This window comes from Pseudomonas sp. 58(2021) (assembly GCF_017491585.1).
Classification (GTDB): domain Bacteria; phylum Pseudomonadota; class Gammaproteobacteria; order Pseudomonadales; family Pseudomonadaceae; genus Aquipseudomonas; species Aquipseudomonas fluorescens_BT.
In genome coordinates this window covers 1-25,169 of the sequence record NZ_JAFGYZ010000040.1, presented here as the reverse complement: position 1 = coordinate 25,169, position 25,169 = coordinate 1, and the positions used below count along the sequence as shown (strand labels likewise).

The window sequence follows — 25,169 nt, the reverse complement described above, 5'->3', positions numbered from 1 at the left end:
GTTGCAGCCGGCCCAATCGACTTCCAGGAAGAATGGGTGGCAGCTGTACGCGGGCTGGAAATCCGGGGAGAACGCGACCCGGCAGACATAAATGTCTCCCGCGCACAGCCGCCATAACAGCGTGCACACAATGAAGGTGCGCAAGCATACGTTATGAATAGCGATTTCGCTTTCTCACACATCCGGGTTTCCAGACCCGATCGCTGAATTGGCAGCGACCGAAACAGGCTAGAGCCCGCACTTCCGACGGACAACCTGAAAACTTTGTGGGAAGGTTCGGCGTATTCAGACACGTTTTTAAACAGACTTTAGGACGCTGGCCCTCACCCCAGCCCTCTCCCGGAGGGAGAGGGAGCCGATCGAGTTGTTTGGGAGAGGTACGCCGACGTGAAATACCGAGTTGCGCTCAGGTTTTAAGAACAAGTGAATCTGCCATTGCCATTGCAACCACCAACAGCAACAGCAACAGCAACAGCAACAGCAACAGCAACAGCAACAGCAACTACCACCATCCACCTACCACAACACGCGGCGCAGCCGCCCCACTCAACACAATGAGCGTTAGCTCGAGTAAAGCTTTTGACGTGCCGGCCCCTTCGGAAGGCTGAGTGGAGGGATTTATCCGGGGGTGGGAGCGCAGCGACCGTTCGACGAAGTCGAACACATCGAGAGGAGGTGCAGCGAAGCAAACCGGAGGCGATGCCCCCGGATGAATCCCGGAGCGAAGGAACCCCGAGCCCCAGCGAGGGGCCGAACGCCGGGGCCCAGCGTTTTGGTTCCTTTTGGGCGTTTGCAAAAGGGACTCGCCGTAAGGGCGAAACCGCCAGCCGCAACACCCGAAGAAACGGATATTCACCCAGACCACCCAGAGAACCTGGTCGGCCCAAAGGCCGCCACGTTCACTCAGCCTCCGGATCCACCTTGTTCTGAGTCAGGTACCGATTCAAAACATCATCCTGACCCGGGGTAGAAGCATCCCCCGCCACCTGCCAAAGATGCCGCTCAATCCCCTGCGCCACCATATGCCCCACCGCCGCCTCAATCGCCGACAACACACACAACTGCGCCGGCTCATTCGTCGTATACCCGACCTCAGCCTCAAGCAACTTCTTGAACTCGATAAACTTGAAAATCCCCGCACTGCGCGCCACCGAATAAATCGTCTTGCTGGTCATCACGTTCGCCAACACCTGCCCGCTACGCACATCCACCGCGCGCAAATTCACAGTCACCTGATCCACCCGGTACTCACGGGACAGATCGATCCCCAGATACCGCGCCCCTTCCCCACCGCTGCGCACGTTGGTGTCGTAAGCGATGATCCCGCCCTCGAGCATCATGTTCGCCGCCTGCAACGGTGGCAGCTCGCCCTGAATGTTCACCGGCGTATTCGGTTTCTTCTGCGACGCGCGAATGATCTTGCGTTCAGTCAGCAGGTTCTGCAGCCCTTCCCGCTCAAGCACCACAAACCAGCCGCTGGCCTGCATCGCGTCCATCAACATCGACGCTGCGCCCTGGGTGACGCTGGTGGAAAACGAACTGGCCGGCGTCGGTTTGTACTGCCCGGTCTGGTCACGGAAGCCGTACACCACCGCCATCAGCCGGCCCTTGGGTCGCGGCATTTTCAGCAAGTCGTAATAGGTCGAGGCCCTGGGGGTCAGGGTCGGGGTATCGGTGTCCTGCTCGGCCGGCATCGGCTCGCGCAGACTGCACCCTTGTAATGCTGCCAACATCAGCCCTAGCGCTATTATTTTTTTCATGTCCATCACTCCCCGGAACCGTCATCCCGTCATGGGTTGAGGCCGTTCACCTGAATTTCGGAAACTTCGCCACTCGCTCGGTCGGTCACTTCAATCGTCAGTGCCCCCGAGTCGTCGACCACGTTGACGATGAAGGCGTCGGTGGACAGGCTCCCCGTGTTGCCGGTGGAGATGTTGTCCAGCAGCTGCCCCAGCAACCGTGACTGCAATTGACTGGTGAAACGTTCGAGGGCCGAAGTGCCGGCCACCGTCGAACGCTTCTTGAGGTCCGGATCGTCGTGGTCGTTTTGCGCCTGGGCGTTGTTGAGCAGCCAGGTGCCGTTGAGCGGGTTGCCGCCGAACGACGGGTTGACCGGCGTGTAGACCAGTTCGGTGGCCTGGACGGCAGCGGCGCTGGCAAGCCCGATCAACAACCCCGAGATCCAGAATCCGCTGCGCCGTGAGAACGTTGTCGTGTTCATAGTTCGTCCTTCTCAAGGTCGGTGGTGTCCTGCAACAAGGCTTCCAGCTTGCGCCGGACCACTTCCAGTCGAACCGAGTCGGCGGCCTCGTAGGCCTCGTCCTTCAGTTCCACGGTGTTCGGCGGCAGGAAGCGCCGATACACCAGGCGTTGTTGATACTCGACGGTCACAAGGCTCCCCCAGCGTGCGTCGGGGCGCTCGCGCACCACCAGGTTGAAATCCATGCGGCTGGTGTCGCGCAGGCGTTCGCTGAACGAGTAGTAAAAGTCGTGCCCGATGTGCGAGATCGTGTCGTCGACGATGAAGCCCATCATTTCGTCTTCTTCGCCGGCGCTGGCGAAAGACGCCACGGCGGCGAGGATCAACGCGCACCACCATTTCCGGCTCATGGCTGCAATGCCTGCGGCAGGGCTGACTGGCCTTTGGCAGGGCCTCCGTTGCCAGAGCCGGCGCCATCGAGAAAGGCTTTCTCGGCCACGAACTGCCAGTCCGAATAACGCTGCATGCCTTCGAAATCCGACCACTGCGACGGGAAGTCCGCCTGCTTCAACGGCACCTCGGTGGACGGACTGTTGATCCCGGTGATGCGTCCGTCGAAGCCCCGTTGCAACGCCCATTCCCCGCCGCCGATCGGATCGGGATAGAGCTGGCGCAGGTGATGTCGGGGCTCCGGAAAACGTTCGTCCTGCAGCAGGTCAGCCAGGTCTTTCGGGTACTGCGCCAGCCCCGGCGAACTGCGGTAGTAGCTGCGCAGCGCCTGGGCGTACTGGGTGCCGACCCACAGCAGTTGCTTCTCGCGATCGCGGCGCGACACGGTCGACCACAACTCGCCGGCACTGGCCAGGCCCATGCCCATGATCACGATCAGGAACAGCACGCCCAGGTAGGTGAACCCGCCCTGCTGCGCGTGCTTACCACTCGGAATACTGGCTGCCATCACGCGCCCTCCCGGTAGCTCCGCTCTTGATGTCGGCGACGCCGCCCGCCACGCCGTCCGGCGGCGCGATCAGCACCCATTGGTCATTGCGTTCGGTGATCGGGTCCAGCGGCGCATGGCGCAGGTAGCGGGTTTCCACCAGTTGCTCGATGGAGTCGGGATAGCGCCCGGTGTCGCCGTAGTAGTGGTCCAGCGCCTCGCGCATGGCCGACAGGCTCTGGTGCAACGTGGTCTCTTTCGAGGCCTCGAGGCTGTTGAAGTAGCGCGGCAAGGCGATGGTCATCAGGGTCGCGATGATCGCCATCACCACCATCAGCTCGAGCAAGGTAAAACCCTTTTGCCGGCGCATGAGAATCACCACTCGCGGTACGCGATGCCGTTGAGGCCTTTACCCCGGGCGTGGGAGTAGACGTCGAACACGTCCTCGCCATCGCGGGGGTTCTGGGCCGAACTGTCGTAGGCCCGCAGGCCCCAACCGCCGTTGTCGTCACGTTTGGCCGGCACCAGCGGATCCCGCGGTATCCGGCGCAGAAAGTAGAACTTCGCACCCTTGGCGCTGCGCACGTCGCGCACGCCTTCGACCAGCACTTTCAGGTTCGGCGGGTAACCGCTGCTGTTCAGCGACTTCTCGATGTAGCCGGCATCGAAGGCCCGCTTGTAGGCGTCGATGCCATCGCGAATCTGATACAGCGCGGTGCGCAGTTCCTGCTCCTTGCCACGCCGTACCAGGGTCTCGGTCAGCGGCGCGGCCATGCCGGCCAGCAGGCCGATCAGGGCCAGCGTCACCACGACTTCGATCAAGGTAAAACCGCGTTGGGAGGCGTTCATGATCAAGGCTTCTCGACGGTTACACGGGTGGTGGCCACGGCCGCTTCACCGACTGCACGAGGCTGCGCGGCAGGCGCTGGCATGGTGTAGTTCTGCGAACGGTCCGGCGCCTGGATGTGCATGCTGGTTTCGGTGCCGGTGGGGAATTCCATGTCCGACGGGCTCTGGTACGGCAGGTTGCGCACGATCCGTGGGGTGATCGACAGCACCAGTTCCGATTTGCCGATGGTGTCCTTGTTGCTGCCGAACAAACGGCCCAGTCCTGGAATGTCGCCGAGGCCCGGAATCTTGTTGCCGGTGGCGCCGTGGTCGTTGCGCATCAGGCCGGCGAGGATCTGGGTTTCGCCGTCATGCAGACGCAGCGAGGTCTGGGCGTTGCGGGTATCGACCTGCACCGGAATCGTCCCCTGGCGGGTCGGTTCCAGCGGCGTGGCGTTACTCACTTCCAGGGCGATCTTGATCGCCACTTCGTTGTTCAGGTGCACGGTCGGTTGCACTTCGAGCTTCAGACCGACGTCGAGATAAGTGACGCTTTCGGTGATCACCGGGCCTTGAGTCGACGGCACTGAGGTGGCGCTGATGATCGGCACCCGCTGACCGATGTGGATGCGCGCCTGTTCGCGGTTGCTGACGCGGATCACCGGGCTGGCCAGGGTGTTGATGTCGTTGTCCTGCGCATTGATCTTGGCTTGCGGCGACGGCGAGATCGAAATCCGGCTGGAGTTGATGCCCTTCAGTTGATCGAGGATGCTCACCGCCGAACCGTCGCTGTTGACCACACCGAAGGTGTTCGGCCATTGCAGACCGAGGTCGAGAATGCGCTGGGTGGCGACTTCCATCACTTCCACTTCCAGCACTACTTCGGGGTTGGACTGGTCTTGCGATTGCAGGAGTTTCTCGGCCATGCGCACGGCGTCTTCGGTGTCGCGCATGGTCAGGGTGTTCAGGCGTTCGTCGACGAACACGTCGCGGGTCTTGAGCATGGTCTTGATCATGTTCAGCGCGGTGTTGGCGTCGATGCTGGTCAGGTAGAAGGTGCGCATCACCAGCTCCTGATAGTCCTTCAACTTCTGCGGCGAGTCCGGAAAGATCAGCAAGGTGTTTTCGTTCACCACTTTCTGGTGCAGCTGGTTCTGTTGCAGCAGCAGTTGCACGGCGTCTTCGATGCGTACGTCTCGCACGAAGATCGTGGCTTTCATGTCCGGGCGCAGGTCCTTGTCGAAGATGAAATTCAGGCCGGCGACCTGCGACAGCACTTCGAAAATGGTCTTGAGATTGGCGTCGCGAAATTCCAGAGTCACCGGGCGATCGAGCCGGGTGCGCAGTTGCGGGTACTGGATCACGTTGCGGCTCTGCACCAGACGGATGTTGCCTTGCAGCTCCAGTGCGCCGTCGTTTTTCGGGTCGAGTTCGAGGATCTGTTTGACCTGACGGTCGGCGCCGTAGATGTCGCCCCGGCGCAGGTCGCCACGGGCCAGCTCCAGTTTCTCGTCCATGCTGCGCAGGTAGTCGAGCTGGCGCAGGGCATCCTGGGCGCGGCGGTTGTTCGGCTCGATGGTCAGCACCCGGCTGTAGGCGGTGCGGGCCGAGGCGAAATCGCGGCGGGCGCGGTCGGTGTCACCGGAGGTCAGCAGCGCGGTGATCGCCTTGGCGCGGCCACTGTTGAGCAGCAGGTGCAGCTCGGTGTCCCGCGGATTTTCCCGCAAGCCTTCCTCGATCCGGGCCAGGCCCGCCTCGTACTGCCCCTGCTCGATCAGGTCGGCGGCCTCTTTGTTGGCGACCTGCGCGGAGCTGCACGCGGCCAGCCCGGCGCACAGGCCAAGGCTCATCAGCAAACGGGATCTGTTCATTGCGTACTCCCCACAGACAAGGTCTGCGACAAATGCAGAGGCAGGTAGACCAGGCTCAGTTCCGCGTCGGAAATCGCCGCAATCTTCCAGGTGTCGTCGATCACATCCCCGTTGCGCACGACGTAGATTTTTTCGCCGTCCTGCAAAAACACCTGCAGGTCGCTGCGGTCATGCAGGCGGCCGACGAACTGGAACGGCACCGGTGGCAGGCTCGGGGCTTGCACCATCGGGGTCGGGTTGATCGCTTGTTCGGTGACCGTCGCCAGGGTCGGTGCGGCCTTCCAGGATTTGCTCGCAAACAGGTCGCCGGCCGGGCTCAGGTCCTTGATCGGCGCTGCATTCGCCTTGGCGCTGCTGGCGGGCAAGGCGCCACGGGCGGTGGCTTTTGCCGGGCGGGTCACCGCGACCTCGGTCGAATCCGCTTCGTCGCTCGGCGAGAAATATTCCGGTAACCAGGCCAGCGCCGCCGCCACGCCGAAGAACGCCACCCACCCTGTTATGCGCTTGGTGTTCATCACGACCTCGACAGGTAAAGGGTCATACGGATCCGGCCGCTGAGGTCGGTGTCGGCGATCTTCTTGCGCTGGAACTCGACGTCTTCCACCACCACCGCCGGCAACTGGCCGAGCAAGGCGTGCAGGAAGCGGCGCAGTTGCGGGTAGCTGCCGCGCACCGGCAACAGAATCTGGTAGCGCGCCAAATGGGTCTTGGGATCGACGCCGAGGGCGTATTCGCCGCGTGCCAGGGTGATGTGCTCCTGCGCGGCCAGGGCGTAGATGCGGTCGATGGCGACGGTGGCCTGCGGCTGGGCCGGCAGCTTGTTGCGAAAATCATCGAGCTGACGCTGCGGCACCACCGGCGGCGCGATGCTGCCGTCCTCAACCTTGGCCAGGTATTCGCTGGCTTCCTGGGTTTGCTGGCTGAGCTGTTGCAGCGACTGCCAGCCCGGCAGCAATCCGCCGAGTGCCCAGGCAACCGTGACCAGCAGCAGCGCCAGACCGGCCAGGCCCGGAACGCCGAGGCCTTGCAGGTATTCGTGAACGATCAGTCTAGGGATTCGCATCGCCCATCTCCCAGGTCGCCGACAGGTTGAATTGCACCGGTTGCTCCGGCGATTTGACGACGATTTCGTGGCTCAGCAGCGACACGTCGGACAGCTCGTCACTGGCCTCCAGCCGTTTGTGGAAATCCAGCATCGCTTGCAGATCCCGCGCTTCGGCGCTGATCCGCACCTGGCCCTTGCGCGCATCCGGGGTCAGGGTCAGCAAGGCGATGTCATCGCGCGGCATGGCTTCGAGCATGGCGAACAGGCGTTCCCAGGGCCGGCGCAGTTGCTGCGAGACCTTGCGCATTTCCGCGAGGTTCTGCGCCTGCTCGCGGGTTTCCGCCGGGCTCAGCGTTGTCTTGCTGCCGCTGTCGCCGGTGAGCTGACGCTGGGTGTGTTGCAAGTGACCCTGCTGTTGTTCGGCCTGATCGCCGAGGTGCTGCTGCAGGCCGAAGCACACCAGCGCAAGCAACACACCGCCGCCGAGCAGGCTCCAGCCCAACGGGCCGGAACGCGGGCGGGGCTGGAAGTCCAGGTTCAGGGCGCGCATGTCAGGCCACCGCCCGGGACATGACGTACAAGGCGTCACGCACGGTCATCGAGTTGTCTTCGAGAGTGCGCAGGTGCACCCCCGCCACCTCCGGTTGCGCATCGAGGCGCGCCGGGGCGTGCAGATAAACGTTGAAGGCCCGTTCGCTGGTGGAGGCTTGCAGTTGCCGTTCGCGACCGATCAGCGCGCTGAGTGCCGCGTCACTGTCGCTGCCGCCCACCGAACGCACCGACGACCAGCGCCCTTCCCTTGCCAGCAACAGCACGCTGCGTTGTGGCTCGGCGACCACGAACAGGAAGTCGCCGCCATCGAGGCTTTTGTCGAAGCGGTTGAACGCGGTCATCAGGTACGGCTGTACCGAGCGCAGGCGCAGGCCGCGACCCGTGACCTGCGTGCGCAGGCGTTCCAGCAAATCCTGCGGCAAGGCACTGGCAATCCGGTCATGCCCCGCAGGCTCCACGGACAGCACCAGCGTCCAGGGTTGGGTCGGCGCGCCGAACAGGTCTTCGAAGCACAGTTGAGCGAAGCCGCGCAGTTCCTCTGGCGTGCTGATCTGCTCGCTCCACGGCACCAGGCAGAAGCGGCTGAAGTGCCCGGAGATCACCACGCTCAGCTCGGCACCGGCGCGGGCGTGTTCGCCGAGCAAGCGATCGAGGGTGTCCAGCGCCACCGCGTAACTGTGGAAGCCTTCGTCGATGTAGCCGACGCTGCCCAGCCACAGGGTGTCGCTGCCCCGGCGCTGGCCGAGGCCGACACCGCTGGCGCCAAGCACGGCGATAAAGTGATCACGCGATAAAAGTGACACGATTGATCTCCTCCAGCGTGGTCCGACCGTGCTCCACCAGCTCCAGCGCCGATTCGCGCAACAGGCGCAAACCACGGGCGCAGGCCAGGGCTTTGATCCGGGTGATGGGTTGACGCTCGACGATCATCTGCCGCAGTTCGTCGTCCAGGTGCAGCAGCTCGGCAATCGCTGTGCGTCCGCGATAGCCGCTGCCCCGGCAGTGGCCGCAGCCCTTGCCGTGGACAAAGTGGTAATGGCCGACCTTGTGCGGGTCGAGGCCGGAGGCGCGCAGTTCCTCGTCGCTCGGGGTGGCCGGTGTGCTGCAACTGCTGCACACCAGCCGGATCAGGCGTTGGGCGAGAATCGCGTTGAGTGCCGAGACCAGGCTGTAGGGGTCGATTTCCATTTGAGTGAAACGACCGATCACGTCGAACACGTTGTTGGCGTGGATGGTGGTGAACACCAGGTGCCCGGTGAGCGCCGATTGCACGGCGATCTGTGCGGTGTCCGGGTCGCGGATCTCGCCGACCATGATCTTGTCCGGGTCGTGGCGCAGGATCGAGCGCAAGCCGCGGGCGAAGGTCAGGCCTTTTTTCTCGTTGACCGGGATCTGCAGCACGCCGGGCAACTGATATTCCACCGGGTCTTCGATGGTGATGATCTTGTCCACGCCGTGGTTGATCTCGGTGATCATCGCGTACAGCGTGGTGGTCTTGCCGCTGCCGGTGGGGCCGGTTACCAGCACCATGCCGTAGGGTTCAGCGGCCAGACGCCGCAGCTGGCGCAGGGTTTCGTCTTCAAAGCCCAGTGCTTGCAGCTGCACGCCGCAGACCTTGTCGGCCAGGTCCTGTTTGTCGAGCACCCGCAGCACCGCGTCTTCGCCGAAAATGCTCGGCATGATCGACACCCGGAAGTCGATCTGTCGGCCGCTGATGCCGATCTTGAAGCGTCCGTCCTGGGGCACGCGTTTTTCGCCGATGTCCAGTTCGGCCATGACCTTGACCCGGGAAATCACCTGCTCGGCGAACTCGCTGCCCTGGATCTTGCTGATGTTGTTGAGCACGCCGTCGATCCGGTACTTGATCACCAGACCGTTGCCGGTGGTGCCGAGGTGGATGTCGCTGGCGTGCATTTTCAGCGCGTCGTACAGGGTCGAGTTGACCAGTTTCACCACCACGCTCGAGTCTTCGCTGATGCTGGTCAGCGACAGGCTTTGCAGGGTGTCGGTTTCGCTGCCGGCGTCAGCCTGGGCGTTGAGCGATTCGACGGCGTGGAAACTTTCTTCGTGGCGGGCCAGATAAGCCTTGAGGTCGTCGGCATGCACCAGATACAGCGGTGCGCCATGCAGGCATTCATCGATCCAGGCCAGGCGCGCGGTGTCGAAGGGGTCGGCGAACACACCGATGACTTCGTCGTTGTGTCGCAGCAGGATGAATTCACGTTTGAGGCATTGCGCCAAGGTGACCCGATCGAACACCGGCGTCGCCTGGAACAGGGCATCGGTGTCGAGCACCGGGTAATGCAGGGTAGCGCCGAGGCTGGCAATGAACGGCATCGGCGCCAGTTCGCAGAGCACACAAAGAGCGTCGAGGACGCGTTCTCCGCAGGTGCCGGCCCGAGCCCGGGCCTGGGCCAGTTGTTCACTGGAAAAGCGTGCCGGAGCACACGCAGGCTGCAACGCTTCGACGACAACGGACAAACGTTCCATGGCTTGCTCTCCCACCGGGGCCTGGGGCCCTGACGGCGCGGGAGGCCATTGCGGCGAGTGCCGGAACGTCTATCGCGCCATTACTCCCCGGTGAGCATTTGATCGTCGTCCGGTGCCATGGCCTCCGACCTGTTTCGTCGGCGATCCGCCAGCACCCAACTGCCATCGTACAACTGCAACGGGAAGCTCTCGGTCCTGCTCTGGCGTCGTTCGACGAAGCCTTCGGATGGGCTCGCACCGGGTTTCGCTTCGCGCTGGATCCCCAGAAGGTCGCAGACAGCTCGGGCCAGTTCCGCCAGTGGAAACGGTTTGAACAGGATGTGACTGACCCCCAGTTGCCGCGCCCGCTCACAGACTTCGGCGGTCGGGTGACCCGTTATCAGCACGAAATGACACGTCCTGTTCTGGCGGATAGCGTCGAGCACCTCAAAGCCTTCCATATCGGGCAAGCGGTAATCGAACACCACCACATCGGGAGCAGAGGTTGCGGCCTGGCCGATCCCGTCTGCGCCGTCATGTGCAATCCGGACGTCCAGCCCTTGCGCCGACAGATAATCCTGAAGGTTCTGTGCAAGCAGCAGTTCGTCTTCGACAACCAGTACTTTGTTAACCAAGGTGAACTCCTTGCAGCTACAAATCCGGCCTCTTCACATCAACTGCCCGAACCTGCTGGAGTGCGCCTCACAAGAGGTAACGCACACTTCATGCCAGGCCGAGTGCCGGTAAATTTATGTCTTCATGTCCTTGAATTTGATGACAATGCCCGCTCGTCCCGGCACCCCGTTCCCCAGAAACGGGGAAGCACCTGAATGGGCATCGAAGCCATTCCCCACTATTGGGGGGGAACCTTCAATCGTCGTCAATTCGTTCGATCCTGTTCTGCGCCCGCAATTGCGCGAGCACCTGGCGACGAGCCTGGGCCTGTTGCTGTCGGGCACGCTGCACCCGAACCGTTCCAGATCCCTGCAAACCTGGGACATCGACCGCCTCCAAGTGGTTCGGCAAGTAAATCAAATGCCAGCCGAATGGCGAGCGAACGGCATCGCTGGCGAACGATGCGCCGTCGACCACCGCGGCGCGCATCTGCATCAAGCGTAGACGTGCCGCCGCGTCTGTGGCGGCATCCGCATCCGGCGCCACCCGAACCAGCAGATGCCGCGCCTGCAAGGTGTTGGCCCGGATCAACGCGGCGAACATCTGCTGCGCTGCCAGTTCACGACGGGTGTATTCGGTGAACGAGACCTCGTCGAAGCCCGCGTCCTGCAAACGCCGCACGAACCTTTCGCTACCGCCGATGGCGACACGAATCTGCTCGACCTGTCGCTGCACCGCTTGATCGTCAACCTTCAAGCCACGTTTTTGCGCCTCCTGCCACAGCAGTTCCTTGTCGATCAGCACATCCAGAGCCGCCTGGCGCAACTGTCTGTAAGCCTTGGGACTGCGGATGCTCGCCACGGCGCGGCCCCGGTCTTCCAGGTATTCAACGAAAAACCGCTCCAGGCGAAGCTCGGAAATCACCTCGCCATTGACCCGCGCCGCCACCGGTTCGGTATTGGCAAACGCCATTGGCAACCAGCACGCCAGCAGCCACCACAGGTTTTTGAGCTTCATGATCAGCGCCTCCGTTCAGGGGCTCGCGAGAATCGATTTGTAAGGCGCGACCAGATAGAAGCGCTGATCGGGTAAATCGACGGTGACCACATGCGCCCCACTCAAGCCCGATCGTCGTCCGGGGCCGAAGTTGAGGCGCGGGGTCAGGCCGGTATCGAAGTCGTGCAGACCTTCGAGGGCCGCCACCATCTTTTCGCGGCTGGCGTCGCGCCCGGCCTGTTTCATGGCTTCGCTCAAAAGCAGCATCGAAGCGTAAGCGCCGACTTGCAGCACCGCATGTTGCGCGCCGAGGCCCTGATGTTCGCGCAGTAAAGTCATGGCCATGCGCCCGGTCTGGGTCCAGTCGCTGGGCACGAAGGGATAGGCCAGGAAGACGCGCCGGGAAAAGCCCTCGGGCACTTGCAGCAGGTCGCCCGCCACCTGGCCTGATGTCGCGAAAAGGTACGGCAGCTGCCCGGCATGCTGCAGCCCCGCCGCCAGTTGACTGAAACCGCTGCCGCTGCCCAGGTAGAAGACTGAACGCGAGCCCAGCGGCAAGCTGTCCGCTGCCGGGTCGTAGGCCTGTAGCCGGACCTTTTGCCAGCCGTGATCCTGCAAGTACTGCCCCAACCCCTGTGCGGCCTGCACTTGAGTCGGATCGTCGGGATAGGCGATCAAGGTCGGCCCTTGCAGCACTTTCAGGCTGGCGGTGGCGTAATCGGCCAGGGCGATCAACTGCTCGCGCAATCCCGGCAGCGGTTCAAAGATCTGCGCACTGGCCTGCACCGACCCCATCAAGGACAACGGCCCGATCAGCGGCAGCCCGGCCTGCTCCAGACGTGGCGCCAGTTCACTGTCCAGCGCCGGGGCCAGCGGCGCGATCAGCGCAAAGACCTTTTCCTCGTCAATCAGCCGTTGCAAAGCCTGCTCGGCGCTGGTGCGATCCGGGCCGGGATCGACCACTGTCAGGCGCAGTTGCCGGCCATGAATGCCGCCCGCCTGATTGATCCGCGCCACGCTGCCGTTGAGCACCGCCGCCACCGTGGCGCCCTCCTCGGCCAGCGGTCCCTGGCTCGGCAGCAAAGTGCCCAGGTGCAAGGTCTGGTCATCGAGCCCGGGATCGCGATCATCGGCCAGGCGTTTGAGATAGGCAGTGAGGTTGCGCTGATCCTTCATCGACAACAGGAATCGCGGCATGCTCGGGTCGAGCCGGTTGTTGCCGGGGTCGCGGCCCTGCTGGATCACCTGCGCCAGGCTGCTGTCGGTGTACGCCGGGTAGCTACGTCCGTTGACCCGCTGCTGACCATGAACACTGGTCAGTCGCGACCAGTTCAGTTCTGGCGGCCGCACCCCGCCTTCGGGCCTGCCCAGGCCGTCGGTGCCGTGACAGTTGGCACACGGCAGGCTGGTGGCCGGCAGCAAAACGTCCGCCGCGCCGACCCGCGCCATGATCGGCTCGCCGCTGGACGACAGGCCTTCGCGGTACAGGCGCTTGCCGGCGCTTTCTTCATCGGTCAGCGGCAACGCGGCTGCGCCGAAGCTGACGCCAGCGAGCAGGATCAGGGCGAGGACACGGCCGAGGTTCATGGCGCGGACTCAGCGGCCGGCCACGGGCATTGTCAGCAGCTGCAAGCGCTGGGCAATGGCGGCGGCCGGGGCATCGGGACGGATCTTGCTCCAGCGTTTGTTGGCGACGTCGCCGACGATCAACTGGGTCGAGTGCTGCTCCGGCGTCGGCACGATCTGGCCGATGCGACCGAGCACCAGATCCATCTGCGCCTTGTCGCCAGTAAGGAAAAGCCAGTGAGGGTCATCGGCGCCCTGCTTCAAGGTGTAAGCCTTGAGGACCGCCGGCGTGTCGCGCAGCGGATCACTGGTAAGGGAAATGAAGGTGATGCCATCGGCCTTGTCGCCCAGCAGCTCGCGGACTTCCTTGAGCTTGCGGGTGATCAGCGGGCAGGCGTCGTTGCAACTGGTGAAGATCACGTTGAGCAGCACCACGCGGTTGTGCAGCGCATCGCTGTAGAAACGCTGGACGTCGCCGTGCTGGTCGAGCAACGGCGTATCGGTGAACCAGGTTTTCGCGTCATGAGTGCCTTTGGCCGGCGCGGCAGCAACCATCGCCGGGGGCTCGGGCGCATGGCCTTCGTGGGCAAACGCCACGTTGCCGAGAATCAGGAAACAGATCGTCAGGGAGATCCAGTCGAGCATTCTCATGGCTGTTGCTCCATGGCAATCGCGGTGTGTTTGGCGTGGGTGCGCAGGCCGCTGAGTTTCTCGACTTCCTTGGCCAGCAGTGCCGGGTCGGTGAAGCCGTAGTAGCGCATCCAGTGGCGACTGTTGCCGTCACCGACGAGGATCAGCGGCTGGTGATTCTTGAAGTCGCCGCTGAAACTGCCGAGACCCTTGAGGGTGGCGGTGATCGATTGCGGCGAACCGGTGAGCCAGCTCCAGCCCGGGCCTTTCTGGAAAGTGCGGGCGTAATCCTGCAAGCGTTTCGGGTCGTCGCGCTGCGGGTCGATACTGATCGACACCAGCTGCACTTCACCCCCGACCCGCGAGCCCAGCTGTTTCTGTACCTTGCCCATGATCGACGAGACCACCGGGCAGACCGTGGTGCAACTGGTGTAGATGAAACTCATGACGACGATCTTGTTGTGCACCAGATCCTGTTCCAGGTGCACGGTCTTGCCGTTCTGGTCGAGCAGCGGCACGTCGGCGAATTTGACCTGGGCGTGCTCCTGGCTGTTGGCGGCCGGGGCGGTGTGGCCGGCATGCTCGTCCGCCGAGTGGGCGCTGGCCTGCTGGATACCGACGGCCAACAGGCACAGGGTCAGCAAGCCACGGGATGCAAATCGGTTCATGGTCGTTTCCTCGTCACTGAGTCTGGCCGGGCAGCACCCGGACACTGGCAAAGGTCTTGTCGTCGAAACCGGCGCCCAGCGAGGCCGCGCGCACGTGCAGGTACCAGGCGCCGCTGCGGTCGAGGGTCACCGGCGCTTCGTACACGCCGTCGGCGACTTCCCGTGCGGCCACTTCACGGGGCCGTGAGGTCGGCGCGAGGAAGTAGCGCAACTGCACGTCGGTCACGCCGCTGCGCTGGATCTTCTGTTTGCCCTGGACGATGCGAAAACGCACCACATACGGGTCGTTGAGGGCCACGGCGGTCTTGTCCAGCAGGAACTCGACTTTTGCCGCCCCCAGGTGTTTTTCCGGCGCGCCGTCGGACGCCACCTGGGCGCTGAAGCAATGAATGATGTTCGGCTGGTTGAGCAGGAACGCCACGTCGAAGCGCCCCGCCGCCGGCAGTTTCACCCGGGCGCTGTACAGCCCCGGCGACACTTCGCGCAGGCTGCGGTCGATGACCAGCGCGGCGCGGGCGATTTGCCCCCGGTTGGGGTAACCGGACATCGGCGCGTTCATGCCTTCGGCGTAGAAATAGGTGGTGTTGTCCACCGGGTTGACCACGAACACCGCGTTGTCATCGCGCGATACCGCGAGGCTCGACGCCAGTGGCAGGTCTCCGGCCAGCCGTGGCGGCTGCGGCCCGGCCTCGAAACCCTGGCTGATCGGCTGACGCCCTTCGCCCAGCGACGCCAGATTGATCATCGTGACCTTCGGCGAGGCCAGTCCGCGCACGTAGGCATAGGCCTGGGTGAACACCACTTGATAGGGTTCGGCTGAAACCTCCAGGTCATGGATCGCCGAATCGTTGGCCGCATCGATCACCGTGGCGCGGTTTTCCACGGTGTTCAGCACCACGCCAAAACGGCCATCGGCGCTGAAGCCCATCGGGCCGAGCCCCTGTTGCAGCTGGATCACCCGGCGTACGGCGCGGCTGTTGGCGTCGATCACCGTAACGGTACCGTCCTTGCCGTCGGCCACATACACCGCGCCGGACAGCGGCGAGTACGCCACCGACAACGGATTGGAGCCGGTCTTGACCTGTTGCAGCAGGCTCAGGCTGGCGATGTCGATGACGCTGAGGGTGCCGTCGTCGCGGTTGCTGACGAAGGCGAAACGGCTGTCCTTGCTGAACGTGATTTCGTGGTGGCCGCGCCCGGTCACCAGGTGTTTCAGCGGTTTGAGGCTTTGGGTGTCGATCACCGTGACCCCGGATTCTTCAGCCTTGCTCGCGTTATTGCCGACCCATAGCAGACGCTCGTCCGGTTGCAGCGCGACCCGCACCGGTTGGCTGCCGGCGGCCACCGAGTCGATGACCTTGAATTGCTCGCTGTCGATCACCGCCACTTCCCCCGCCGTCGGCATCGACACGAAGACCTTTTTGTTGTCCTTGGGCGTGACCCAGTCCATCGGCGATTGCTTGAGTTCGATCCGCGCCAGGGTGCTGGTGATACCGCCGACCGAGACTGACGGATCGACCACCGAAACGCTGGCATCGCGGTTCATCACCAGCAGGAAATAGCTGTTGAGGTCGAGCAGCGGCCGCGCACCGATATTGGATTTGAGGAACGTGCCGACCCGCGACTTGCAGCTCTGGTCACGGCCCTGGGCCTGATCAGCAGCAAGGGCTTGCGGATCAATCCACGCCCCCGGCGCCACGCCGGACAACGGCTGGCCGGACGCGCCGTCGGTGACGCGGAATTGCACGTCGGCGAACTCCCCCTCACGCAACTGGCCGTCGCTGGCCAGCGGCTTCAGGTTGAAGGCGATCGACACGCCGTCGCGGGTCAGCACCTGCCCGGCGCCGGTTTGCGCCAGGGCAATCTCGCTCAGCGTGAGCAGCGCGCCGGCCATTGCCAGCAGGCAGACGCCGATGATGTTGATGATCCTGTTCATACATCTCTCCCCTGACACGTTGTCCGAAACACCACCGCCCCTGTGGGAGCGAGCCTGCTCGCGATGGCGTTCGGCGCTACACCATCCAAAACCGCATCGATCCCAATCGCCAGCAGGCTGGCTCCCACAAGGGAACTGCATTCCAGCTACTGAGCAGGCGGCGCCGGCTCCGGCTCATGGGTCACCCGCAGCAATCCCCACAGCCCCGAGGTGTTGCCATAGGCGCCGTAATCGCGGAACAGGTAGTCCCCCGGTATCGCGTTGCTGCCCCCGGCGCTCGGGATCATGAAGCTGAAGTGCGCCGCCGGCAGGATGCTTTCGTGAGCGCCGATGTACATCGACATCGGGTTGTAGCCGAAGCGCACCGAACCCACGCCCGGCGCACCCATCGGGTAGCCGCCGGTGTCGCTCTTCTCGGCCTGGAACGGGTTGAGCGACCAGACGTGTCCGTCGAGCTGGAACGTGGTGCCGCGACTGCCGCCGCTCGGCATCAGAATGTGCGTACGCAACGGCTGACCCGGTTTGGCATACAGCACCGGCGTCTGCGGATCGCCCCCCACCAGCGCATTGCTGTAGGCCATGTGCGCGTTGGTCATGTCGCCGTAACCCGCGCCATCGGCATGGCCGAACGGCGCATCCGGGGCGAGGCCGAAGCGGTACCACAAAGGTTCAGTCTTGTAGTTGATCGCCATGCTTGAGTTGTCCTGCGGATCGGTCGGCACACCGAAGCCCTCGGCAGCGATGCCTTCGACCGGCCGGCCATTGGCCCAACGGGTGTTCAGCGCCTTGTGCCAGACCATCGCGAAGTCGCGGTAAGTCGTCTGCCCCGGTGCGGTGACCGTGGCGTTGACCTTGCGCGCATCGTCGACCCAGGTCGCCCCGATCGGCAGGATGCTCATCGCCCCACCCAGGCCTTTTTGCGGTTGCTTGATCACATCTGCCGGAGTGATGTTCAGGCCACCGAACTCCACGGCCGTGGCGTTGATGTTGTCGACACTGCGGCCCAGTTGCGTGACCGGTTTGCCTTCACGCTCCAGGTGCCCGGCGTAGTACTGATAGGTACGGGTCGGGTAGGCGCCGCTGCTGCCAACCCGTGGCGGCACGGTCTGGGTCGGGTTGGCGCCGACGTTGGTGCCGTCGGATTTGGTGATGTCGTAGGCCAGCAACTGGGCGTGCAGCCCCACGTGGCTGGACGGCCGCATCAGGTTGTTGCTGAAGGTGGTCGAGCCCAGGCCGCTGTTGCGGTCGCGCTTGACCATGCCTAGCATCACTGCGGTCTGGGTCAGGTCCGGCATCACGCTCGGCAGACGGTTTTCCAGGGTGATGTTGATGCAGTCCCCGGCCGCTGCGCGCAGCACCAGCGGTTCGACCGCAATGCCGGGCTTGAGCTTGCCGCTGACCGGATCGAGGTCGGATTTGCGCACGTACAGGATCGCCGTCGGATCATGCAGCGGCCCGCTCTGGCCACCGATGGTGATGGTCGCGCCGTCCTCCGGATCAGTCACCGTGACTTGCGGGATGCTCACCGTGCGCGAGTTCAGCACCAGGGTGCCGCCCGCCGGATTCAGCGGCCCGCCGACATGCTGACCGAGCCCGGCCGAATCGCCGATGCTCAGGCCCAGCGGATTGCCGAGGATGTCGTTGGCCAGCGCGGCGACCACTTCATAGTTGCGCTGCACCGTCGGCCGGGTGCCGATGCCGTTGGGGTTGGCGCTGATCCGTGGGCAACTGCCTTCGAAGGCCACGGTGTTGCGCATGCCCGCCGGACTCGGGTTGTTGGGGATGGCGAACAGGTCATTGCGTTTGGCCGTGTAGTTGCGCATCACGCCCCAGATCCCGCTCCAGTAGCCTTCGATCGAAGCGTCCATCGAGTACAGATAGTCACCGGTGGTCGCGGCGGAGCTGGACAGCATCGACACAGGTGCGATGAAGCCCATCTGTTCGGAGATGCCGATCATCTGCGAGGCGCGCCAGCCGGAGTTGGAGCTGTTGCCGAAACCGGAACCGCTCTGCAGCCATTTCACGCCGTGCAGGGTGACGTTGTGCTCTTCCTCGTGGCCGCCGGCATGCACCCGCAGACGCACGTTGTCGCCGGTGTAGGTGCGCAGCATCGGGGTGAACGGATCGCCAGGCTCGCTGCCGCCCTTGTTGATGTGCGGCGGGAACAGCGTGGTGCCGCCGGTCGGACCGGTGGCTGCCGTCACCAGGTTCGGTGCCAGGTTCATCGCCGGGATCGCCCGGTCGGTACGGCTTTGCATGGCGTACGCCAGATCGCCGCCGAGGCCGTCGGCCTGCATGCCGCGCTTGCCGTCCGGGCCGACCTTGTTCGGGTCGTAGACCCGCAGGGCCAACGGCTCGTTGCGATAGTTGACGACGAACATGCCGGGGTCATCCACGGAGATCGCTTGCGGGCAAGGCCGGCTCGGGCAGCCCGGCACCTGACCGCCCTGCACTTCCAGCACGCCTTCGAGCAGGGTGCTGGCGTTGTTGCGCACCGGCGGGTTGATCGCGTAGCGGAAGCTGTCGGCGGTGGCCGGGAAGGCTTGCGGATTCGGCACGCCGTTGGGGCCGGCGCCCACGTACACACCGGCTTCATAGGCATGCTGGAAGTCGCTGTATTCGAGGAAGAACTCACGGAAGCTGTCGTTCTTGCCGTCGCCGTCGAGGTCGCCGGTGTTGATCACCGCCTGCCATGAAGTCGGCCCGCCGTCCTGGCGTGCGCCGCTGTACAGAGGCTCGCCGGTTTCGGCGTGGAACCAGGTGGAACCGGCCGGTTCCGCCAGCACCGTGGCATACAGGCCGATCTGCTGGTGAGTCGATGGGCCGAGGTGGTCGTGGGTGAAGATGGTGCCCAGCCCACGATCCACGCCCTTGGCGTTGACCACCGGGTCGACAAACCAGCGTTGCATGGCCGTGCGCGCGCCCATCCAGTCACTGCGCCCGAACTGGCCGAAGAATGGATGCGCCTTGGCTTTCGGGCACGCCTGGGTGCCGTCGCGCGGGTCGGTGCCTTCGCACTGGTTGAATTCGCGGATCGCGTGAATGCGTTCCTGAACGGCGCCCGGAGAGAGCACGCCGTCCTCGTAGTTCCAGCCGTTGGAAGAACCGTCGGCGGAGGTCAGGTCCCACTTCGGCAGGTGAATGTGCTGGCCGATCACGTCGGTAGGCGTGCGGACCTGATAGTCGTCCATCTCGTAGGTGGCGGGCACCAGGTTGGTTTGCTGGTATTGCACGCAGTCGAAGGTGTTCATGCGCATCACCAGCGGCTCTGGCGGACGCTGTTTGGTGATCACCGGCCAGGCATCTTCCCACAGCGCCAGAATCCGGGCTTGCGGGAAGTGATAGCCGACCTTGTTGTAGACCGCGTCGAACTGAATGTTGGCGGCCTTGTAGATCCGTGGCCGGTCGGCGGTGAAGGTCGAGGCGCCGACGAAGGACATGCCGTCCAGCCGGTCACCGCTGGCGAATTCACCGCTGCCGGCGCTGCTGGTCAGGCGTTTTTGCCGGTCGTCCATGCACGGTTCGTAGTACGGCGCACCGGCCATCGGCAAGGCGCCGTTGGTGCGAAAGGCCTTGGCCACGATCTGGTTGCCGGGCAGCAAGGCAAAGCTTGGGTGATCCTTTTTCGCGTGGAATGCCATCGCGGCCTGTTCCACTTCAGTGCCCTCTTCGGGCAGGTAGATCGGTTTGGCGCGGGTGACTTCCTTGGAGAAGTCCAGCGAGGTGGTCACCGTGTGCGCCGCGCCTCCGGCCGACACCCCGTCGAGGGTGTGACGCTGCAAGCCGCCGTCCCAGCCGCCGGACTGATTCGGGTCAAGGTTGGCCCACAGCGCTTTGCCGCTGGCTTTCAACGATTGCGCGGTGGCGGCGTCGAGCATGTCCAGCGGTGGGGTGGGTGGACGCTGCCCCACCGAACTTTCCATGCCGCCGATCCAGAACGGATAGCCAGGGTTTTTCAGGCTGCCGTCGGCGTTGCGGTTGGCTTCGCTGCGATCGACCAGTGCCAGTGAGCCAATGGCCTGCGAACCACCGTTACCGCCGTGGTGTTCGCCGTCGTCATCGCCCTCTTCTTCCTCATCGTGGCCGGCGACCAGGGTTTCACCGATTTTCGGCACCACCACCACTTTGCCCGGCATCGGGGCCATGGCTTTGCCGGGCAGCGGCACGACGGCGGGAATCGGCGTGCCGGCAATGATCTCGCCATCCGGCAAGGCGCGGGCACCGGCAGCCGGTTTACCGCTGCGCAGAGCGTAAGGTTCGCTGTGATAACCATCGGCGCCCTGTTGCGAGACTTCCAACCGAGTGCCTTCTTCGAACACATCGTGCACCCGCCACATGGACCACATGCCCTGGGCGAAATGCGGGTAGAAGTGGCAGTGATAGATCGCATCGCCGGCTACCCGATTGCGGTTGCCGGAACCACCGTTGGCGATTTCGTAGGTATAGCCGGCGCCTGGACCGATGCCTTGGGCATCGACGTAGTCGGAGTTGTCGTCGTTGGGGTTGAACAGCCACTGATGGCCGTGCAGGTGGAAGATGTGCTGCTCGTGGCCGTTGTGGGTGTTGCGGAATTTGACGAAGTCACCGATGTAGCTGTGGTTGACGTTCGATGGCTCTGACGGATACAGGGCCATGGTGGCCTTGACGCCGACCTGATCGGCACTCGGGGTCTGGCCGGGGGCGATGTTCTCAAGCCCGGTATTGGCCGGCACGTCCACCAGCATCGCCACGTCACCGACGGTGTGCGAGCTGAGGAAGAATTCTTCGTAGGCACACGACAGACAGTCGTGCATCGGCCCCACGCCGAGGCGGTTGGCGACCACTTCAGCGCCCATGCCGCCGGAACCGTAGTTGATCATGAACGAGTCGCGGGTCGGCTCCAGCACATGGGCCATGACCGGGTCGGCCCAGTAGGCGGGGAAGGCCTGGGTGGCGGCGGTTTCGTCCTGGAACTGCGAGGCGAAATCGCGAAACGGCTCGAGGCGGTTGGGGATCGCCGGGTTGCGTTTGCCCATCGATTCCAGCGGATAGGTGCTGGGCGCAAAACTGCCATCGGCGTTGCTGCCCATGACAATTGCATCGCTTTCGCTGGAGATGATTTCGTTGCCGTCGACCATGCTGATGATCGGTGTACCGGCCTTGCCTTCGCGCAGCCACGGTTCACGCTGCGGATAGCGAGCCTGGTAATCGACGATGGGGTGACCAGCCGGTGTACGGCCGGTGGTTGCCAGACGCATTTCTTCTTCGGTGAGGGTGTTGCGATAGGTGCGTCCCGACTTCGGCACCACCACGACCTGGCCGAACAGGCCATTGGCGACGTTGCCGGCCGCGCCCTCCCCGCCGAATGTCGCGCCACGGCTGCTGACGGCGAACGCCCCTTCCCGCTCGGCGTACAGAACATAAGAACGGCTCGCCCCCGGCGGCACCAGGGTGTTGGCGTTACGCCCGGTGTAGGAGGAAATGTCGTCGATGCTGTTCACCGCTTGCAGGCCGTTGACCTGGAAACCGACATGGCGGTCGGCGACCTGCTCGTCGACCTTGAAGGCATCGGCGCCACCGGGGTTCACGGTGCCCTCCTCGCCTTCAGGCCCTTCGAAGTGCTTGTTCGGGTTGGCCTGGTAATCGAGCAGGTTCTGCAGGTTGATCGTCAGGCAATCACCGGCGGCCACCCGCAGCACCAGTGGCCGTGGACGCTTGTCCGCACGCAGCGACACCTTGCCCGGCACCGCGCTGCCGCCATAGGCCAGCGAGACGTCATGGTCATCGACCACATCGCGGCGCAACGCGAACATCATCCCGTTGACGTTCTGCGCACCGAGGCGGTTGAACATCAGCGGTTGATCGAAGGCGACCACATTGGCCACCAGATTGCGCTCGCAGCGTACAGCGGCGCTGGCCAGTTCGACGCTGAGCATCGACGCCAGCAACAGCAGCCAGTTCAACAGAGACGGTGCGTGGTGAATGCCAACCATGATCGGAAACCTCGCAGTGGGTGCTCACAGGGAATGATTCTCGACAAACCCGCTGGAGCAATCCGCATGCCACAAAATTTTGCATTACGGATCAATCAGTTACAGAAACCATTTGAGAGTCCGGGGGATTTTCCCCACCCGATTCCCCGTTTTTCCGACCCGGCGGATTTGCCCCGAAAGTGGGGAAAACCGGGTTGAAGGTTTACAACGGCGCGTCCGCCGCCAGCCCCTGCAAACGCCGGTACTGGCGCAGGACGCTGGGCACATAACGCTGGGTTTCAGCGAACGGCGGGATCACCCGCCCACGGCTCAACACCGCGTCGGGGCCGGCGTTGTAGGCCGCCACGGCCAAAGTGATGTCGTTGTCGAACAGGGTCATCAGGCGCTTCAGATACCGGGCCCCGCCCTGAATATTGGCCCGGGGGTCGTAGACATCGGTCACCCCCAGTTCCCGGGCGGTGTCGGGCATCAGTTGCATCAACCCGCCGGCCCCTTTGGGCGATGTCGCGCCGGGGTTGTAGTTCGACTCGGCGTTGATCACCGCGTGCAGCAGTGCTTCGGGCAAGTGATTGGCTGCAGCGGCAGCCGACACCAGCTCGGCGTAAGGCTGGTTGGCGATCAACTGCGGTTGTTGATCGAGGCTGACCACGGGCATTTGCGCCTCATGAATCACCCGTTCGTAGGTGCGTCCGGGACGGTGAACGTTGGACAGTACATAACCGCCCCGGGTGTCCACGGAGACAAACACATCAGCTTCGGCGATGCCGGTCAGCAGCATGCAGCCAAGCAGTCCTGCGCAGATTGGATTGAGCATTGGGCCTCCCCTGACAGGCCCGGAAAATTGGGGGAAATGCCCCACTGACCTGTCGTGATTCAGCCGTACGCAAGCACTGTGCCGACTCTCGAGAGGCCCGTAATACAAGGGTTCCAACCCGAACGCAGGATTTATCGGGGGCTGAGCATGGCAATTGCATAAGCCCTGGGGCGACTCGGCTGCCACTCACCGGAGGTCATCATGAAGCTGCATGTTCGTCCGCGCGCCCAACGGGGTTTCACCCTGCTCGAATTGCTCGTGGTGCTGGTAGTGCTCGGCCTGTTGGCCGGGATCGTCGCGCCCAAATATTTCGCCCAGCTGGGGCGCTCCGAAGTGAAAGTCGCCAAGGCGCAGATCGAAGGCCTGGGCAAGGCGCTGGACTTGTATCGGCTGGAAGTCGGCCACTACCCGTCCACCGAACAAGGTTTGCAGGCGCTGGTCACCGCGCCGAGCGACGAGGCGAAATGGACCGGCCCGTACTTGCAGAAAAAGCTCCCGCAGGACCCGTGGGGCCGTAATTACACCTACCGCTATCCCGGCGAAAACGCCGAGTACGACTTGCTCTCGATGGGCAAGGACGGCCAGCCCGGCGGCGAAGGCGAAAACGCCGAAGTCACCAACTGGCAATGAGCGGAGCACACGGCATGCGTTTTCATCTGAAGGCAGTGGGCAAGGCAGGCGTGGTGTCGCTGAACATCGAGGCGCCCGGTCACAGCGAAGCGCGACGCATCGCCGAGGATCAGGGTTTGCGCGTGGTCAGCCTGCACGCCGAGCGTCACTGGCGGTCGCTGCGACTGAGTAAGCGTGAAACTTTCAACCTGGTGCTGTTCAGTCAGGAGCTGACCACGCTGCTCAACGCCGGCCTGCCGTTGATCGATGCACTGGAAAGCCTGGCAGAAAAAGAATCCGCCCCCGCTGCCCGCAAAACCCTGACTGAACTGGTGCGGTTGCTGTACGAGGGCAAATCGTTCTCCCAGGCGTTGGCTCAGTTGTCGGGGGTTTTTCCGCCGCTGTACGTGGCGCTGGTGCAGTCCAGCGAAAAAACCGGCGCGGTCGGCGATGCGCTGGGGCGTTATGTCAGCTATCGCCAGCGCATGGACGAGGTGCGGCAGAAGATCGTCAGTGCCTCGATCTACCCGTTGCTGTTGTTGGTGGTCGGCGGTGGCGTGGTGCTGTTTCTGATGGGTTATGTGGTGCCGCGCTTCAGTCTGGTGTTCGAAGGGTTGGGCTCGAACCTGCCATGGCTGTCACAGATGCTGATGAGCAGCGGCATGTTTTTGCACGCCCACCAGGCTGAGTTCTTCGGGATTCTGGCGGCGATCATTACCGCCCTCGCCGTGTTGCAGAAACAACCGGCGTTTCGCCGTGGGCTGGATCGGCTGGTGGAGAAACTGCCCGCCGTGCACCAGCGGATCTTCATGTATGAGCTGGCGCGGTTTTATCGGTCGCTGGGAATTCTGCTGCAAGGCGGGATTCCGCTGGTGACCGCCATGGGCATGGTCCGGGGCCTGCTCACCGTGGCCTCGCGGGCACGTCTGGACCAGGCCTGCGAGCGGGTGCGCGAGGGGCAGTCGCTGTCCACTGCGCTGGAGCTCAATCGACTGGTGACACCGGTGTCCCTGCGCCTGCTGCGCGCCGGCGAACAGTCCGGCAACCTGGGGCAGATGATGGAGCGCAGCGCCGATTTCTACGACGAGGAAATCAGCCGCTGGATCGAGTGGTTCGTGCGCCTGTTCGAACCGCTGCTCATGACCTTCATCGGCCTGTTGATCGGGGTGATCGTGATCCTGATGTACATCCCCATCTTCGAACTGGCTTCGAGTATCCACTGACCTCGGGAACGGGTCGGTTCACACACAAACAAGACACATCCACGTTCCCAACCAAGACAACAAAGACAACAAAGACAACAAAGACGGAGAACGATATGCACATTCAAAAGCTCATGCTCGCAATGGCCATCGGCGCAGTCCTGTCGGCGTCCACCGTATTGATCCCGGACAACCTGTCCGGGGTGTCCAGCGTTCAGGCCAAGGAAGGTGGAAGTGGGGGTGGAGGAAGCGGTGGTGG

Annotated in this window: 22 protein-coding genes; 2 read left to right on the top strand and 20 right to left on the bottom strand. The window is 63.5% G+C overall.

Translation table 11 applies throughout. From position 1 onward, the window contains the following. Positions 1-899: 899 nt before the first annotated feature. The 20 genes from J5M72_RS28380 to J5M72_RS28285 all read right to left on the bottom strand — a co-directional run bounded on the left by J5M72_RS28380 (position 900) and on the right by J5M72_RS28285 (position 23,099). Complete coding sequence (locus J5M72_RS28380; RefSeq protein ID WP_115077264.1) at positions 900-1,760, bottom strand: CsgG/HfaB family protein; 861 nt, start codon at positions 1,758-1,760, stop codon at positions 900-902. A 29-nt stretch (positions 1,761-1,789) separates the two neighbouring features. Further along, positions 1,790-2,221: a curli assembly protein CsgF gene (locus J5M72_RS28375; RefSeq protein WP_007956141.1), complete on the bottom strand. Its 432-nt coding sequence runs from the start codon at positions 2,219-2,221 to the stop codon at positions 1,790-1,792. Then, positions 2,218-2,610, bottom strand: a complete 393-nt coding sequence (gene csgE / locus J5M72_RS28370) for a curli production assembly/transport protein CsgE (protein ID WP_207868256.1) — start codon at positions 2,608-2,610, stop codon at positions 2,218-2,220. Before csgE ends, J5M72_RS28375 begins: the two co-directional genes overlap by 4 nt. Continuing rightward, the gene (locus J5M72_RS28365) at positions 2,607-3,158 is read right to left on the bottom strand and encodes a type II secretion system protein (protein ID WP_207868254.1); all 552 of its coding nucleotides are present in this window, start codon (positions 3,156-3,158) and stop codon (positions 2,607-2,609) included. Before J5M72_RS28365 ends, csgE begins: the two co-directional genes overlap by 4 nt. Beyond that, the gene (locus J5M72_RS28360) at positions 3,133-3,507 is read right to left on the bottom strand and encodes a type II secretion system protein (RefSeq protein ID WP_207868252.1); all 375 of its coding nucleotides are present in this window, start codon (positions 3,505-3,507) and stop codon (positions 3,133-3,135) included. The genes J5M72_RS28365 and J5M72_RS28360 overlap by 26 nt, the downstream gene beginning before the upstream one ends. A 5-nt stretch (positions 3,508-3,512) precedes the next feature. Further along, positions 3,513-3,986: a type II secretion system protein gene (locus tag J5M72_RS28355; protein WP_169429739.1), complete on the bottom strand. Its 474-nt coding sequence runs from the start codon at positions 3,984-3,986 to the stop codon at positions 3,513-3,515. 2 nt (positions 3,987-3,988) lie between these two features. Next, positions 3,989-5,836 (bottom strand): secretin N-terminal domain-containing protein, encoded by a 1,848-nt coding sequence (locus J5M72_RS28350; RefSeq protein ID WP_207868250.1) that lies wholly within the window; start codon positions 5,834-5,836, stop codon positions 3,989-3,991. Then, positions 5,833-6,351, bottom strand: coding sequence for a hypothetical protein (locus tag J5M72_RS28345; RefSeq protein ID WP_207868248.1), 519 nt, complete (start codon positions 6,349-6,351; stop codon positions 5,833-5,835). The genes J5M72_RS28350 and J5M72_RS28345 overlap by 4 nt, the downstream gene beginning before the upstream one ends. Then, entirely contained in the window at positions 6,351-6,899 is a 549-nt protein-coding gene (locus J5M72_RS28340) for a GspMb/PilO family protein (protein WP_169429736.1), read from the bottom strand. The genes J5M72_RS28345 and J5M72_RS28340 overlap by 1 nt, the downstream gene beginning before the upstream one ends. After that, a complete protein-coding gene (locus J5M72_RS28335; RefSeq protein WP_207868246.1) occupies positions 6,886-7,431 on the bottom strand; it encodes a PilN domain-containing protein in 546 nt (181 codons plus the stop codon). The genes J5M72_RS28340 and J5M72_RS28335 overlap by 14 nt, the downstream gene beginning before the upstream one ends. Position 7,432: 1 nt before the next feature. Beyond that, positions 7,433-8,236 (bottom strand): hypothetical protein, encoded by an 804-nt coding sequence (locus tag J5M72_RS28330; RefSeq protein ID WP_207868244.1) that lies wholly within the window; start codon positions 8,234-8,236, stop codon positions 7,433-7,435. Beyond that, positions 8,217-9,923, bottom strand: a complete 1,707-nt coding sequence (locus tag J5M72_RS28325; RefSeq protein ID WP_207868242.1) for a GspE/PulE family protein — start codon at positions 9,921-9,923, stop codon at positions 8,217-8,219. Before J5M72_RS28325 ends, J5M72_RS28330 begins: the two co-directional genes overlap by 20 nt. Positions 9,924-10,003: 80 nt before the next feature. After that, on the bottom strand, positions 10,004-10,537 hold the full coding sequence (locus J5M72_RS28320) for a response regulator (RefSeq protein ID WP_207868240.1): 534 nt from the start codon (positions 10,535-10,537) through the stop codon (positions 10,004-10,006). A gap of 235 nt (positions 10,538-10,772) precedes the next feature. Continuing rightward, on the bottom strand, positions 10,773-11,534 hold the full coding sequence (locus tag J5M72_RS28315; protein WP_207868238.1) for a SurA N-terminal domain-containing protein: 762 nt from the start codon (positions 11,532-11,534) through the stop codon (positions 10,773-10,775). Positions 11,535-11,549: 15 nt separating this feature from the next. After that, complete coding sequence (locus J5M72_RS28310; protein WP_207868234.1) at positions 11,550-13,100, bottom strand: ABC transporter substrate-binding protein; 1,551 nt, start codon at positions 13,098-13,100, stop codon at positions 11,550-11,552. A 9-nt stretch (positions 13,101-13,109) separates the two neighbouring features. Next, the gene (locus J5M72_RS28305) at positions 13,110-13,730 is read right to left on the bottom strand and encodes an SCO family protein (RefSeq protein ID WP_169429729.1); all 621 of its coding nucleotides are present in this window, start codon (positions 13,728-13,730) and stop codon (positions 13,110-13,112) included. Continuing rightward, complete coding sequence (locus J5M72_RS28300) at positions 13,727-14,377, bottom strand: SCO family protein (protein WP_169429728.1); 651 nt, start codon at positions 14,375-14,377, stop codon at positions 13,727-13,729. Before J5M72_RS28300 ends, J5M72_RS28305 begins: the two co-directional genes overlap by 4 nt. A 13-nt stretch (positions 14,378-14,390) precedes the next feature. Continuing rightward, a complete protein-coding gene (locus tag J5M72_RS28295) occupies positions 14,391-16,313 on the bottom strand; it encodes a cytochrome D1 domain-containing protein (protein WP_207868232.1) in 1,923 nt (640 codons plus the stop codon). Between the two features lie 146 nt (positions 16,314-16,459). Then, complete coding sequence (gene mnxG, locus J5M72_RS28290) at positions 16,460-22,285, bottom strand: manganese-oxidizing multicopper oxidase MnxG (RefSeq protein WP_207868230.1); 5,826 nt, start codon at positions 22,283-22,285, stop codon at positions 16,460-16,462. A gap of 202 nt (positions 22,286-22,487) precedes the next feature. Next, complete coding sequence (locus J5M72_RS28285) at positions 22,488-23,099, bottom strand: lytic transglycosylase domain-containing protein (protein ID WP_169429725.1); 612 nt, start codon at positions 23,097-23,099, stop codon at positions 22,488-22,490. A 201-nt stretch (positions 23,100-23,300) separates the two neighbouring features. Here J5M72_RS28285 and gspG point away from each other — a divergent pair, with 201 nt between their 5' ends. Beyond that, on the top strand, positions 23,301-23,729 hold the full coding sequence (gene gspG / locus J5M72_RS28280; RefSeq protein WP_207868228.1) for a type II secretion system major pseudopilin GspG: 429 nt from the start codon (positions 23,301-23,303) through the stop codon (positions 23,727-23,729). A gap of 14 nt (positions 23,730-23,743) precedes the next feature. Continuing rightward, a complete protein-coding gene (locus J5M72_RS28275) occupies positions 23,744-24,931 on the top strand; it encodes a type II secretion system F family protein (RefSeq protein ID WP_169429723.1) in 1,188 nt (395 codons plus the stop codon). The last annotated feature ends 238 nt before the right edge of the window (positions 24,932-25,169 follow it).